Genomic DNA, 14,156 nt, shown 5'->3' on the forward strand with positions numbered 1-14,156 from the left:
AAAGCTCCTTTGCTTAAAAGGATAAGATTAGACTTGGGGATAACCAACAAAAATGTTCAATTTGTATTCCACCGTATTCGGTCCGAATTGACGCAACGGGTCGACGATCAGTGTGTAACTGTTTAAGCCTGGCTGCAGTCCGAACAGGAAATACTCCCAGCCCTCTGAAGTAACCTCTCTTTCATCCCCTAAAATTTGCACATCTTCCGGACTCATGAAATCCGGGACGAAGTTACCTATAAAAATATATGGGTTCAACCTGACAGTAGGTACTACTTCATTGTAGTTGTAGTAAAAACCGCCGTTTAGTTGATCATAAGTCATTTCGTAGCTGTCATCCCCCAAACCGATGCCGCCAGCACCCATTTGCTCGTTGTAGACAGCCGCATTGCCGACTTTAACCGTCAAGACAATACTTCCTTCAAATTCCAGTTCGGAATTAGAGATGTTCAACTCGTATCTGTAATAACCATCCGAAGAAATATCTAATTGAATCGGCCCGCCCAAATCTATCGAATTGTTCGGCAGTACAATCTCTCCACTGTATCCTTCGGCCAATTCCACATTAAGATAGACACCTTGTGACGCTGAAGGCAGTATCGCATACGCGAATTTTTCATCGGAAACGACGATATTGTTCGTCTGCTGGCCAACAGTGATGTTCCAAGAGACTAATCCTTCCGGCAGATTCTCCTCATGCGGAGCGTCGCGGGTCACAATCAACGTGTAGATGTGCTTGTAGTAGTAGGCTTGGTCTGCAAGAGAGATTTCAATCTCGTTCGCACCTGCGTCCAATTCGATATCAAAGAAGGGATAATTGCTCAACAATTCGACCCCGTTGACTTTTACCTTCTCTATTTTGAAGTCGCTTTGATTCGAAAATAGTGTAATATTCGCTGTGGACGACGACACCTCTGCCCGGAACAGGTTTGGATTTTCCAGATCTCTGCTGTACGTCGTACCCTCCATTCCGAAAGGTTGCGGATGGGTCAACCACAGAGGCTCAGTTACTCCATTAAGTACAAACAAATTATTTAGAGGCTCAATAGAGTACGAATCGGATTGCTCCTTTGTCACGTTGATGACAAAATTCTCGTATCCCGTTTCAAGTCCTTCAAGTGTCTTAACTTCGCCGCTTGCGTTCCATTCAATAGTTTGTCCTCCGTTAGAGTTGCCGGATCGCACCAGCGTCACTTTACTAACATCCGAGCCGAATTCGAGCTTCAGCTTTAACGACGTGACCATAGACTCTGTTTTAACCGCGTAGATCGTTTCGTGCTGTTGTTCCTGCTCGAGTTGCTTTGTCCGCTGGATCTGCAAAGGCTGATCGCTAGCTGTCATCAAAGTCCAGCCTGTAATCCCGTTTGGCAACGTTGGATCTGGACTCTCGCTAGGGCTCGGGCTAGGACTTTGGCTTGGACTTGAGCTCGGACTCGAACCTGGATTCGATCCACCGCCCCCGCCGCCAGTGGTTGGTGTCGGAGTAACTCTTGGCGCGGTCTGCTTTTTCAGCTCTTCCTCACGCTTCTTGCTCTCTTCCTCAAAACGTTTCTTTTCCGCCTCGGAAAGCTTCTTCTCGTATTCTTCCTTCGCTTTCTTCTTCGCATCATCCAGAGCTTTTTTGTTGGCCTCCTCTTGCTTGGCCCGCTCCTCTTCAAGCTTTTTAATCAAGCTTTCCCTCTGGCTCTTAAGCTCCTCTTCCTTCTGCTTTTTGGCAGCCTCCTGACGAGCCTCCTGCTGCTTCTTCAACTGTTCCATCTTCAGCTTCTCCGCATCCGATACAACTTGCGGAGGCGTATTGGCAAGATCGATCTTCTTGTTTAGCGTCTGATTTGCTTCATCAACTAACTTTTGCAGCTCGCTCGGAGTGATTTTGTTTCCCTTCAGCGCTTCCTGCAACATATTGGTGATTAGATTGTTCAGGTTTTGGATGATTCTGTCCAAATCTGCGCTTGATCCCGTCGGCGTGCCCGGCTGACCCGCCTCAAGCTCTTGCTTTTTCTTCTCGATAAATTGCTGATTTTCCTGATCGATCGCATTTTTCGCCCCAATAATCGATTCAATGACCTGAGGCGAAACGCCGTTCAAAAATGAAGACAGATCGATCGGAATCACTTCGCCCGGAAATTGAGTCGTTTGATTCCGGTCGTCGATCATTACCTGTTGGTTAGGATACACAAGAACGTCGGGAGGCTGCGATATCGTCCGCGTATTCGTAGGAGCGATCTGACCGACCCCCGAGAAAATGACGAACTTGGAATCTCCCGTCACCGGGTCGACGTATACAAGCAAATTTGTGCCCCGCACGCCCATGATGGCGGTCGGCGTCTCCAGCGTATACTCGTCGCTCGCGCTTTTGATCGATTTTACCGTGGACCAGACCGAGCCGCTCTTTACACTGACCTTCGTTACCGTGTTTTTGCCTTCCTTAAGCTTGGAGAAGGTCAGGGTCGTATTGGCGGACACCGTCATCTGATCGTCCTCCGACGATCCGTTTGCAAATCGGAGCACTGCGGAGCCGTCTGAACCGACCGTCACAATATCCCCTTCGTTCAGGCTCATTTTGGCGAAAGCCGTAAATTCCTTCGAACCCCCGGATTTCTTGACCTTTACCGTGCCTTTAAGTTCCTTGATTACGGCGACGCGGGAAGACGCCGCAGAGGCCTCCTGAGCCAGCGCGCCGAGCAGAGGCGCTGCCAGCAGCAGCAGACCCAGCACATAAGCCACAATCTTCTTCATTAATTACACCTCTCCCGTTTGTTCAGTTTTATTATAGTTGTATCGTTTATAATCAGGTATAAAGTAGTCAGCGTCTCAATTAGAGCGATCCCGAAATAACGTAATGAATTCACCTGGAGCTGTATAAGACAACTGGCCAAGCTTAGAGCGTCCAATCGCGAAGTTGCGCGGCTGCAAGCGTGCTGGCCAAGCTTAGAGCGTCTAATCGCGAAGTTGCGCGGCTGCAAGCGTGCTAGTCAAGCTTAGAGCGTCCAATCGCGAGATTGAACGGCTGCAAGCGTGCTAGTCAAGCTTAGAGCGTCCAAACGCGATATTGAACGGCTGCAAGCGTGCTGGCCAAGCTTAGAGCGTCTAATCGCGAAGTTGCGCGGCTGCAAGCGTGCTAGTCAAGCTTAGAGCGTCCAACGCGATATTGAACGGCTGCAAGCGTGCTGGCCAAGCTTAGAGCGTCTAATCGCGAAGTTGCGCGGCTGCAAGCGTGCTAGTCAAGCTTAGAGCGTCCAACGCGAGATTGAACGGCTGCAAGCATGCTGGCCAAGCTTGCAGGTTTACGATGTCCGGATTACATTACTCTTGAGTCGCTCTCCTTGTGTGCAATCCCCCAACTTGGAGACAGACTTTACATGTGGAGCAGATTTTCCGTGCTATGATTTTTGCACAACGAACTCTACTCGGTAGAAATGGCGGTTCTCAATCGCTTACAAAATCCATGGCAGCTTCGTTACGTTATTTCTGGAGCTCGCTACTAGTCCCCGTCTTTGCGTCCAAGCAGCTCGTAGACGCGAATCGGATGGGACTTGCCCTTGAACATGCGATCTTCGCCTTCATCGTAGCGGAACCAAGGCTTCGTCTGCTCGTAAACCTGCTCTGAGACATGGACTTGTCCCTTCTTGGTTTGAGACTCGATTCTCGCGGCAATGTTGACGTTGTCGCCGATTGCCGTATAATCGACCCGCAAGTAGGAGCCGATGTTGCCGACGACGACGTTCCCGCTGTGAATACCTATGCCTACATTGACCTCGCATTGGTATTTGTCCATAATCTGCTGACGAATTTGCTCCATGCCCTGCTGAATTTCGTATGCCGTCTGTACAGCCATCCGTTCATGCTCGGCCACGTCAAGCGGCGCGTTAAACAGAATCATTGCGGCATCGCCGATAAACTTGTCGATCGTGCCCGAATTGCGAAGCGTCGTCTCCGTAATCATATTAAACATCGTGTTCAGCGTATCGACGAGTTCGGATGGCGACAGCTTCTCGGAAAGAGGCGTAAAGCCGCGAATATCGAGGAACAGCACTGTAATGTGCTTGAGATCCCCTCCCAGCTTAATCTCGATGTCCTGGGCTACGATCTGTTTGACGAGATCCGGAGAAATATAGCGTCCGAACTGCCGCGTAACGAAGCTCTTCTGCGTGCTGTCCATATAGGACTTGAGCGAGACGTTCGTCAAATAGGCAAGCAGCATGGCAAGCAGGCCCAGAACGATGCTCGCGTGCAAAGCGGAGGCCTGGTAGAGCGCATATTGTCCGTACAACGCAGCCGCAAAAACGATCAAAAACAACAAAATGGAGTAAATGTTTTTCAGTCTCCACGGCAGCCATATAAATAGAAGAAATAGAAGCAGCGCAAATGTCAGTTCCGCCCAGCTCGGCGCGTAAGCAATCTCCGAGCCCTTCAACAGCTGATTAACGATATTGCCGTGAGCGTACATCAGCTTAAAATTCTTCTCGATCGGGGAAGCGCCTGTGTCCTGTCCCCCGTCCCCGGTCAAACCAACCGCCGTAAATCCCACAATCACGATCGAATCCTTGAGCAGATCCGGAGGCAGCGCTCCATTTAACACATCCACGAACGACACGGTAAGAAAATCGTCAGTCATTAAATCGTAGTCGATCGTTATCGTATTTTTCGCCACCGGCTCGCCGAATTTCCTCGGATCTGTAAGGTCTTCGTAGCGGCTTAAATCCGCTCCCGCCATCTCTGCGATTTGCCATCCCAAGGAGGGGACGACCTCTCCATCCGGCCCTTGGATCTTGAGCCAGGTTTGACGAATGACGCCGTCGCGGGTTACGACACGATTGATGTGTGCTAGTTGGACAAGCTCGGAAAACAACTCGTAGGGCTTTATGATTCCTTGCGCTTGGATATATTCATCGCGTCTAACCTCGGAAGTACTGAAGTTGTCTCCCATAATTCCCGTTACGGGCAAAATGACGTTCGGATAAGTGGAGAGCGCCTCGGCAAAGGCCATATCGCCGTCCGGATTGTCGCTTTCCTCCCCGAAAATAATATCGAATGCGATCGCCTTAGGCTCGTCCCCTTCCGGGTTTAAGTTCGCCAGAAACGGCGCGTATACCGCACGATCCCAAGGGAATCTTCCCAGCTCTGCAAGCGACGCGTCGTCGATTGCGACCATGATAATGCGCTCGTCCGGCCGATGGTCGGCAGCGGTCTTCATATCGTAATCGAACAGCAATGTATCGAACTTCTGCAACACTCCCGATTGATGAATCAAAAATAAACCGAGCAGAAGAACGGCGTTGAGTGCGATCGCTATTCTTTTGATTTTCCCCTTCAAGCTCCACCCGCCCGCCTTTGTAAAAGATACCAATTTGCATCTATTATACATTAGGTATAAGGCTTTATGTTGGTTTTTGTCTAAAAAATGACTTTTGTGACCAGGGTCATGAAAGGCATTATAAAAAGAGCTCCCCCCTAGGTCTCTAGACCCAAGAAAGAGCTCTTTGCGCATTTTCGTCAATTACATATTAAATGGCGAATCCGCAATTTTGATCGAATCCGTCGGGCAGCCGTCGGATGCATCTTGCAGATCGTCATAAAGATCCTCAGGAATTTCGGTGTTGCCGTGATTGCCATCGTTGGCATAGATCACCTCGGCGAGGCCTTCGTCGTCATAATCGTAAATATCCGGCGCCGTCGCTCCGCATGCGCCGCAAGCGATACATGTGTCTTTGTCTACGTAGGTAAACTTAGCCATGTGATACCCTCCTATTTTAAAATCCGTATCGCGTACGCTAGTAGTCCCGCTACTGTCCAATATAATACAAAACCTAGTTAATATCAAACGAAAATAAGCTGCTTCGCCTGAATTTTCGCGTATTCCGGCCTTTGCTCAATCGTCCGGGCCTTCCCGCAGGAAATCCTTCTGAAGAGATGTCCCTCTAAGCTTCTTATTGCGAATAAGCGTTGACGGATCGTCTCCGAGCATTCCGGCGGTCAACACTGCGCCCTCGCCAAATTTGTCTCTGAGCGCGTCCATGGCGGTCATCAGCCGCTGCTTTTTCGGTTCCTCCTCATAGGTGAACAGATCGAGCTGCAGCGGCGTATCCTGCTTTGGAGACAAGCTTTGCAGCGTAATGCCAAGCAGCCTGACAGGCTTGCCCTCCTTCCAATGCGAATCCATCAGCTTGCAGGCCAGCTCGTAGACGTCATTCGCCGCTTCCGTCGGCACAGGCAGCGTAAACGAGCGTGTGATGGTGCGCATATCCGGATCCCGGATCGTAATCTGCACGGTCTGGCATACCATCCGTTGACGACGAAGCCTCCGGGTCGTCTGATCGGCCAGATTAAGCAGCACGCGGCGATATTGATCTCGTTCGGTCAAATCGGCCGGAAGCGTCGTCGTATGGCCTATCGATTTGGGCGCTTCATGAAGCGGCTCGACCGGCGCGTAGTCAATGCCGTTAGCCGCATTTTTCATCCAGCTGCCGTACACGCCGAATCGATCGATGAGCATCTTCTCGTCGGCCGCGGCCAGCTCTCCGATCGTGCGGATGTTCAGCTTGAGCAGCTTATCCGCCGTTCGAGCCCCTACTCCGTACAACGCCTGACACGGCTTCCCCCACAACAGCGCAGGCATATCCCGTCTCCGCAAAATGGTGATGGCGTTGGGCTTACGCATGTCGGAGGCCATCTTGGCCAGAAGCTTGTTAGGAGCGATTCCTATGGAGCAAGGAAGCGACAGTTCCTCCTTCACTCTCCGGGCAATCGTCTCGGCTATTTCTACCGGAGTACCAAATTGCGAGCTGCCCGTAATGTCCAGAAAACATTCGTCGATCGATACAGCCTCAACCAGCGGTGTGAAGCTGCCTGCGATACGCATGAAGCCGCGGCTGTATTTCCGGTATATATCAAAATCCGGAGAAATGATCAGCAGCTCAGGACAGCAGCTTCGCGCCTGGCGAACGGTCATCCCCGTTCGCACGCCGCGCGCGCGAGCTTCGTAGGAGCTAGTGACGACGATTCCTTTGCGCAGTTCGACGCTCCCGGCGACCGCCGTCGGTTTACCTCTGTATAGGCCCGGTTCCTCAGCGGCGTGAACGGAGCAGTAAAACGCGTTCATATCAATATGCAGAATAATCCGCCGCTTGCCCGCGTCTAAGCTCACATCCATCTCCTCCGATCGTTTCCTAATTATACAGAGAATATGGATGGGCCCGCAATGAACCGCGCTCTCTACATTTAATGCCAATCGTGATATAATAGTTTCACCTGTTTTTATTTTTAAGGAGGCTTTTCGGTAACGCATGTCTACTCCACTTTGTATTTTCGATACGACCTTGCGCGACGGTACGCAAGGCGAAGGAATCAGCCTGACTGCCGAGGACAAAGTTAAAATCGCCCTGAAGCTCGACGCGCTGGGCGTTCATTATATCGAAGGCGGCAACCCGGGCAGCAACAGCAAAGATATCGAGTTTTTCCGCCGGGTCCGCGAAATGAAGCTGCAAGCAAAGTTAACGGCTTTTGGCAGCACCCGCAGGAAGAACAGCGTCTGCGAGCAGGATATTAACCTGAAGCATTTGACGGAATCGGGCGCTCGCGCTGCGACGCTGGTTGGCAAGACATGGGATTTTCACGTTCATACCGCTTTGCAGACAACGCTGGATGAAAATCTGGCGATGATCTACGAATCGCTTGCTTACGTGAAGCACAGCGGAATGGAAGCGCTATTTGACGCCGAGCATTTTTTCGACGGCTACAAGGCTAATCCGGACTATGCTTTGTCGGCGCTGGCCAAAGCCAAAGATGCGGGCGCGGCTTGGATCATCCTGTGCGATACGAACGGCGGTACGCTTCCGAGCGAAATCAGCGAGATCGTCTCTCGCGTCGTATCGGTTATCGACGCTCCGATCGGCATTCATACGCACAATGACTGCGAGCTGGCCGTAGCCAACACGCTAGCAGCGATTTCAGCCGGCGCTCGTCAAGTTCAAGGCACGATCAATGGTTACGGCGAACGTTGCGGCAACGCTAACCTGTGTTCGATCATGCCGACCTTGCAGCTCAAGATGGGATACTCCTGCGTTAGCGACGAGCAGCTCAGATCGCTTACCAGCGTAGCTCGCTACGTTAGCGAAATTGCCAATGTCCACATGCCGGTCAATCAGCCGTACGTTGGCAACGCAGCTTTCGCGCATAAGGGCGGAATCCATGTCTCGGCGATTATGAAGGACTCCAAAACGTACGAGCATATCGAGCCTCTGCTTGTCGGCAACAAGCAACGGGTACTCGTATCCGAGCTCGCGGGACAGAGCAACATTTTGTCCAAGGCTCAAGAAATGGGACTCGACGTCAATCCGGAAAGCATGAAGTCCCGCGAGGTAATCGACCGGATCAAGGAGCTGGAGCATCAGGGGTATCAGTTCGAGGGCGCGGATGCTTCCCTTGAATTGCTGTTGAGAGATGCGTACGGAGACGCCGTGCAGATTTTCACCGTCGATTCGTTCAAGATTACCGTCGAGAAAAGCGCCGGCGGAATGACAAGCGAAGCGATCGTAAAGATTAACGTAGCCGGAGAACAAGTATACACCGTAGCGGAGGGCAACGGGCCGGTCAACGCACTCGACAACGCGCTGCGCAAAGCGCTTGTGCAGTTTTTTCCGGGAATCCGCGATATTCATCTGTCTGACTACAAGGTGCGCGTACTGGACGAAAAGGATGCAACGGCAGCGAAGGTTCGCGTACTGGTCGAATCTACGAATTTCAAGGATACATGGAGCACGGTCGGCGTGTCTTCCAACGTAATCGAGGCAAGCTGGGAAGCGTTGGTCGACAGTATCCGGTATTCGTTGATCGGCATGGACAAAGGAGGCGCCATCGCTCCTGAGCTGGTGCAAACTAACGGCTTGGTTAATCATTAAATTAAAATCGCCAGGGCTGCAGCAGCCTTGGCGATTTTTTTTTAGGATTCAACAAGTTGGAGGGCGAATGCGAAGTCATTTGGACTGAAAATCGCATGGGACGAACTAGTATCGAGAATAACATTCTCTATTTTAAGTTCTTCCTCTTTGGACGTACGATATACAATATTTCCAGGTGCAGCTTTAAAGAATTCTTTGTTTGCTTCCTCATCAGAGCATAGTTTGCTCAGCAGCCCGTCAGTGTCCTTTCTTGCGGATCTGCTTGTGGCGGTTTTCTCCCCATTCTTTGGCCTTGGCGGTGGCGATCGAGATCGCGCGGCTTTCGGAATAGCCTTCCTCCAGCAGTTCGTTAGCAATGTCGATCGCCTTGTTGCGGATCGGGGCCATGAAGTTTTTGAGCGAATCCGGATAGTCGTCTTTGTTCCAGGGCATCATTTATTCCTCCCGCAGCTTTTCTACCTTCTTTTAGACGACTTTAGCGAATTTGAATCACGGCGACACTTGTCAGGTTCTTTTTTTAACGATCAGCCACTCCGTGATCAGGATATTAATGACCAGACCGAGAAAAATGTTCACCTCCATCACATTGGCCAATACAACCTCGACGCCTCCGTCAGGCAAGCCTTTATTCGCTATATAAAACAAGATACAGAGCGGCGTTACGATTCGAGCCGTCGCGGCGACCAACGTTACCGCATAGCTTCGGATCATCCACACGCCGTGTTCCGCGAATTGCCGCCGCCTCGCATACCGGTAGCCCTTCCATCCGGTAACGATCCATAATACGACCAGAATCAGAAACGCAACCTGCCTCGTATAGCTGTCCGTATACATCCCGACGATCAGACCGCTCATGCTTCCAATCGCCACCATGGTCAAATAACCTCTGCCGATCCATCGATGGATATGCGGTTTACGCTCGCGGAGACGGGGAACGAATTGCAGCCAGCCGATCGCAAGTGCGATAAAGGACGAATAAATGTGCACCAGCAACAAAGGATAGTGCAGCTCGAACGAATCGCGGATCGGCACGCGGCTTAACCCGGAATTCATCGTGAGATACGGAGCCACGGCGAAGGCTGCTGCGGCAAAGATGAGTCCCGCAAGCAAGCCCCAGCCTATTTTTCTTCTTCGGACTTTTCTTGGCATTCCCCAGCCTCCCTTGCTTAATCTGCTGTATCGCGCGTTAATCTCTCCCCTACTTTCCTCCCGTCAACTCCTGCACCAGCAAAGCTACGATGACCTGATGTCCGGCAAGCGACGGATGAAGTCCGTCCGCCTCCATCCATACGGCGTTGGCAGGCAGCCCGAAATCGGCTTGCGTATCGACGACGGGATCGGATAGATTCCGCATAACGTCGCCCACAGCGACGATATCCTCATTGCGGCAGCGGATTCCCCCCTGCCGGAAGGGCGGGAAAGCTTCAACCCGCTCGTCGTTGATCGTCGTAGGGGTGATCCATACCCACCGCGGATTCCCTCTTGCCTGCGCCAGTCGGCGAATTTCCGCGAGGTTTCGGGAGGTTTCCCCGATACTGACTTGCGTTGGCGAAGGCTCCGTACCAAAGCTACCGAAGCGCAGAGCATCGTTGCCCCCGATCATGCAGAGCACCCAATCCGGATCATGAGCCATCGTACCGTTGATCCGCCCGAGCAGCTGCGACGAAGTATGGCCGGATAGGCCTTCGTTGACCAATCGGATGCCGTCCCGCGGTCTTCTGAGCTCCAGAAGCTGCCGCAAAATTTCAAACCACGAGAGCAGATCGTCCGTCGTGCTTTCCCCGAGCCCGACGATGGTCTCCCCCTGCCTGAACGGGAGCTGATCGACCCTGTCGGCAAAAGTCGGATCCTCCAGCAGCTGCGCCGCCGCTTCTTTCGTCTGCCGATGCAGCGATTTTTTAAGACGGAGGAACGTCTCCGTATCGGGAATGCCGTACAGAGTCGCTAACGTCTCATCTTGAAAGCCGCGGACGAATTTCAACATTTTCTCCGGGTGCTGCATGCGAATAAGCTTTGTCCACTGTCCAAGCATTTGCCGATTGTTTTCAACCTTTATCTGCGATCATCTCCGATTTCGTTTTGTGGTCCTCGCTCCCCTATCCGATCTCGCCGCGCGTTCCCCTCCAGGTGGTATTCCGGACGACGATGAACGACATGGCGAACAGGATCAAGGCAATGACGGGATGGAGTACGGCTGCGGACGGCAGCGCCTGAATATTAAGAAATTGAAAAATAACCGCTCCGAACATCCCCAAGCTTAACCAACGTTGGACCCCTCCGATTTTGGCGATGAAGGTCAGCAGGAACATCACCAAAGGCATAAAGGCAAAATAACGAACAAATTCGGTATGCGAGCCCCAATAGACCGCGTCCGTGAACACCGCCAGGCCTGCAATAAACGCTTGAACGACAAGGCATAATAGAAATGCGATTGCCAAAATATTGTAGACGTACCGAGCGATTCTCATCTAAACCCTCCCTTCTGTGTTACAAAAATCATAACGAACGCTTCTCACGGAACACGGTGCGAAAATGTCACAAAACAAGCAACAGACAGTTACATTTCAGTACGTCCGCCATTGGACGGAAGCTTAATGTGCTAAAATACAGGCACGAGCGCGGCATTTTCGGGAGGAGAGCCTATGAGCAAGCGAACGGTATTACTTGTCGACGACGATAAAGAAATCGTGGAGCTGATGAGAGAGTTTCTGGAGGATGAGCGGTTTCACGTGATCGAGGCGTATAACGCCGAGGAAGCCGGCAGTGCGCTGGATCGGCATTCGGTCGACTGTATTTTACTGGATGTGATGATGCCGGGACAGAGCGGTCTCGATTTATGCCGACAGGTCCGCAAGACGAGCAACACCCCGATTCTGTTCCTCAGCGCGAGAGGCGAAGCGCTCGACAAGATCCGCGGCTTGAGCCTGGGAGGGGACGATTACATTGTGAAGACCGCAACTCCGGAGGAAGTCGTGGCTCGGGTTAAAGCCGTGCTCCGCCGATACGACAACAGCGAGAAGAAATCCCCCGTCATACTCGATTTCGGCCGCCTCGCGCTTAACGTCAACGCATACGAGGTGACGATCGACGGACAGCCTGTGCCCATGACGCCCAAAGAATTTGAAATTCTATGTCTGTTCGCGGAATACCCGCGGCAGGTTTTCACCTATGAACAATTGCTGCAGCGGTTCTGGGAGGGGATCGGAGATAAGCATTCCGTCACGGTGCACATGGGCAGAATTCGCGAGAAAATCGAGGAAAATCCGCGTAAACCCAAGTATATTACGAACGTTTGGGGCGTCGGCTACCGTTTCGAGGGGGAGCGGGCGGAATGAAGATGAAGCTTCGCTATTGGATGCTCTTCGGCATGCTCATCGTCACCGTTGTTCCCCGGTTGGTCTATGAAGTGCCGGGACTCGTCGACCGTTATCTCCTTCATCCCTCGCAAGCGGAGCAGCGGCAGGCGGGCATGGACGGACTGGCGGAGGAAGCGAGCAAATCCGGAATGGCTCAGTGGGAAAATCCCGAGTGGAGGTCCGCCGTGGAAAAAAAAGCCTCCTCTCTCCATCTTGGTATCATCGTGAACGACGCTTCGGGGCGGGAACGGTTTCGATTTATGCCGGAGGGCTCGAATTACGCGGAGATCAGACAGATTGTTTTTGCGGAAAAAGGCCAGCTGCAGGGCAGTATGTTTCTCTATGGCCCGAAGCCGGGCAATGGATGGGGAGTCGCGTTGTCCATTATCGACGCGGCAGGCGTGATCGTCTTTATCGGCTTAAAGATCGGGCGCGTCGTCGTCAGACCGTTGGAAGCGACCAGCGCAGCCGCCAGACAAATCGCCGCCGGCGATCTGGATTTTGAGCTTCCGACATCGACCGTTGCCGAGGTGATTGACGTTCGCAACGCTTTTCACGCGATGCGCAACGAGCTCCAGGAATCGTTGATCCGGCAGTCCCGTCTGGAGGAAGAACGCCGTTTTTTCATTAGCGCGATTGCTCACGACTTAAGAACGCCGATCTTTACGCTCCGGGGATTTCTACAGCGCATAGAGAAAAGCATGCACGGCAGTCCGCAGAAGCTTCCGCATTACTTGGAGATCTGCAGCCACAAGGCGGAGCAGCTGAATCGCCTTGTATCCGATCTTTCCTCCTATACCGTAATGGATTCGCTCGACCTGTCCATGCGCCGGGAACGCATCGAATTGAATCGGCTGCTTGCAGATCTGGTGGCCGAATACGCTCCAATCGCCAAGGAAAAGAAGATCGATCTGCGGTTCAACGCCTCTCCCGAGGCCATCGCGCTTCATGCTGACCCCCATCTGATCCACCGCGCAATCGGGAACCTGATGGACAACGCGCTCCGGTTTACGCCAGCCAACGGCAATGTTACGATCCACTGCTCGACCCGGGAAAATAGGGCGCTGTTCTCGATCAAAGACACGGGACCGGGGATATCGGCAATAGAGGAGGCACGCATTTTCGAACCGTTCTATCGGAGCGACGAATCCAGAAACCCGGAATACGGAGGCACCGGGCTAGGCCTTACAATTGCGCGGCGAATTATAAGGGCTCACGACGGGGAGCTTGCGGTACATCGGGATAAGTCTGACGAAGGGGCCGTTTTTGCGGGATGGCTTCCTCTTGCTTCCGTCCTTAAGTAGCGGACATGGATCTGGACCGAATTTGTTCCCTGGCTTCGTCATTCATTCGCGCAGGCGTCCATTTCGGCTCGAACACCAGCTTCACTTCGGCCCGCTCTACCCCTTCGACCGCTTCGACGGCCGTTTTGACACTAGCAACGATCTGATCCGCCAAAGGACATTCGGGAATGGTAAGCGTCATTTCGACGATAACTTCCCCATGATCTCTTGCCTCGATGCCGTACACGAGCCCGAGATCCACGATGTTCACACCGATTTCGGGATCGATCACTTCTTCAAGGGCCTCTGTAATCCGGTCTTCATTCATGGCCAGCACATCCTTCGCGGTTGATTTATCCAGCTTTTGCTCGGGCATAGTATGCGTCTAAAAAGACCAAAACAATCGGAATAGAGCTCCGCAGCGGGATTGGAATGAAAAAATGCATGTATCTCCGGCGACCGCCTCATCCGCTCCTGAAATCGCCCCCTTAACGGGTTAGCTCTTCCAATTCAGGATCGAAGCGCAAGGAGATACATGCACAACAACCTCCCTATCGATTATCCTTTTCTATCAAATGAACAGGCGGAATCCGTGCGCGTAAGACGCCGTTCTCCCC

At 52.3% G+C, this 14,156-nt stretch carries 12 protein-coding genes; 3 read left to right on the top strand and 9 right to left on the bottom strand.

Annotated features, from left to right (window positions below; genetic code table 11):
• Positions 1-27: 27 nt before the first annotated feature.
• The 4 genes from J4772_RS06025 to J4772_RS06040 form a co-directional block, all read right to left on the bottom strand.
• The gene (locus tag J4772_RS06025) at positions 28-2,739 is read right to left on the bottom strand and encodes a FecR domain-containing protein (protein ID WP_209074544.1); all 2,712 of its coding nucleotides are present in this window, start codon (positions 2,737-2,739) and stop codon (positions 28-30) included.
• A gap of 745 nt (positions 2,740-3,484) precedes the next feature.
• Positions 3,485-5,317, bottom strand: a complete 1,833-nt coding sequence (locus tag J4772_RS06030; RefSeq protein ID WP_209074545.1) for a CHASE2 domain-containing protein — start codon at positions 5,315-5,317, stop codon at positions 3,485-3,487.
• Positions 5,318-5,500: 183 nt separating this feature from the next.
• Positions 5,501-5,737, bottom strand: coding sequence for a ferredoxin (locus J4772_RS06035; RefSeq protein ID WP_209074546.1), 237 nt, complete (start codon positions 5,735-5,737; stop codon positions 5,501-5,503).
• A 135-nt stretch (positions 5,738-5,872) separates the two neighbouring features.
• Complete coding sequence (locus tag J4772_RS06040; protein ID WP_209074547.1) at positions 5,873-7,153, bottom strand: DNA polymerase IV; 1,281 nt, start codon at positions 7,151-7,153, stop codon at positions 5,873-5,875.
• A 133-nt stretch (positions 7,154-7,286) separates the two neighbouring features.
• Between J4772_RS06040 and cimA the strand changes: the two genes are divergently transcribed.
• Positions 7,287-8,900 (top strand): citramalate synthase, encoded by a 1,614-nt coding sequence (cimA, locus tag J4772_RS06045; protein ID WP_209074548.1) that lies wholly within the window; start codon positions 7,287-7,289, stop codon positions 8,898-8,900.
• 237 nt (positions 8,901-9,137) lie between these two features.
• On the opposite strand, the gene J4772_RS06050 is transcribed toward cimA, so the two are convergent.
• The 4 genes from J4772_RS06050 to J4772_RS06065 all read right to left on the bottom strand — a co-directional run bounded on the left by J4772_RS06050 (position 9,138) and on the right by J4772_RS06065 (position 11,368).
• Entirely contained in the window at positions 9,138-9,335 is a 198-nt protein-coding gene (locus tag J4772_RS06050; RefSeq protein WP_371822824.1) for a DUF2188 domain-containing protein, read from the bottom strand.
• 69 nt (positions 9,336-9,404) lie between these two features.
• Positions 9,405-10,049: a DUF2306 domain-containing protein gene (locus J4772_RS06055; RefSeq protein ID WP_209074549.1), complete on the bottom strand. Its 645-nt coding sequence runs from the start codon at positions 10,047-10,049 to the stop codon at positions 9,405-9,407.
• Between the two features lie 49 nt (positions 10,050-10,098).
• Positions 10,099-10,884: an SGNH/GDSL hydrolase family protein gene (locus tag J4772_RS06060; RefSeq protein WP_209074550.1), complete on the bottom strand. Its 786-nt coding sequence runs from the start codon at positions 10,882-10,884 to the stop codon at positions 10,099-10,101.
• Between the two features lie 112 nt (positions 10,885-10,996).
• Positions 10,997-11,368 (bottom strand): DUF6220 domain-containing protein, encoded by a 372-nt coding sequence (locus tag J4772_RS06065; RefSeq protein WP_209074551.1) that lies wholly within the window; start codon positions 11,366-11,368, stop codon positions 10,997-10,999.
• Between the two features lie 174 nt (positions 11,369-11,542).
• Between J4772_RS06065 and J4772_RS06070 the strand changes: the two genes are divergently transcribed.
• Positions 11,543-12,235 carry a response regulator transcription factor gene (locus tag J4772_RS06070; protein ID WP_209074552.1) on the top strand — a complete coding sequence of 231 codons (693 nt, stop codon included), beginning with the start codon at positions 11,543-11,545 and terminating at the stop codon, positions 12,233-12,235.
• Positions 12,232-13,560 (top strand): sensor histidine kinase, encoded by a 1,329-nt coding sequence (locus tag J4772_RS06075; protein ID WP_209074553.1) that lies wholly within the window; start codon positions 12,232-12,234, stop codon positions 13,558-13,560. Before J4772_RS06070 ends, J4772_RS06075 begins: the two co-directional genes overlap by 4 nt.
• On the opposite strand, the gene J4772_RS06080 is transcribed toward J4772_RS06075, so the two are convergent.
• The gene (locus J4772_RS06080) at positions 13,553-13,867 is read right to left on the bottom strand and encodes a metal-sulfur cluster assembly factor (RefSeq protein ID WP_181917478.1); all 315 of its coding nucleotides are present in this window, start codon (positions 13,865-13,867) and stop codon (positions 13,553-13,555) included. The two genes, J4772_RS06075 and J4772_RS06080, sit on opposite strands and share 8 nt — an antisense overlap.
• Positions 13,868-14,156: the final 289 nt, after the last annotated feature.

This window comes from Cohnella sp. LGH, from assembly GCF_017671885.1.
Lineage (GTDB): Bacteria > Bacillota > Bacilli > Paenibacillales > Paenibacillaceae > Cohnella > Cohnella phaseoli.

Coding starts and splice junctions, on each gene's coding strand:
- J4772_RS06035 (WP_209074546.1), bottom strand. CDS start 5,737: ATGGCTAAGTTTACCTACGTAGACAAAGACACATGTATCGCTTGCGGC.
- J4772_RS06075 (WP_209074553.1), top strand. CDS start 12,232: ATGAAGATGAAGCTTCGCTATTGGATGCTCTTCGGCATGCTCATCGTC.
- cimA (WP_209074548.1), top strand. CDS start 7,287: ATGTCTACTCCACTTTGTATTTTCGATACGACCTTGCGCGACGGTACG.
- J4772_RS06065 (WP_209074551.1), bottom strand. CDS start 11,368: ATGAGAATCGCTCGGTACGTCTACAATATTTTGGCAATCGCATTTCTA.
- J4772_RS06060 (WP_209074550.1), bottom strand. CDS start 10,884: ATGTTGAAATTCGTCCGCGGCTTTCAAGATGAGACGTTAGCGACTCTG.
- J4772_RS06025 (WP_209074544.1), bottom strand. CDS start 2,739: ATGAAGAAGATTGTGGCTTATGTGCTGGGTCTGCTGCTGCTGGCAGCG.
- J4772_RS06070 (WP_209074552.1), top strand. CDS start 11,543: ATGAGCAAGCGAACGGTATTACTTGTCGACGACGATAAAGAAATCGTG.
- J4772_RS06080 (WP_181917478.1), bottom strand. CDS start 13,867: ATGAATGAAGACCGGATTACAGAGGCCCTTGAAGAAGTGATCGATCCC.
- J4772_RS06050 (WP_371822824.1), bottom strand. CDS start 9,335: ATGATGCCCTGGAACAAAGACGACTATCCGGATTCGCTCAAAAACTTC.
- J4772_RS06055 (WP_209074549.1), bottom strand. CDS start 10,049: ATGCCAAGAAAAGTCCGAAGAAGAAAAATAGGCTGGGGCTTGCTTGCG.
- J4772_RS06040 (WP_209074547.1), bottom strand. CDS start 7,153: ATGGATGTGAGCTTAGACGCGGGCAAGCGGCGGATTATTCTGCATATT.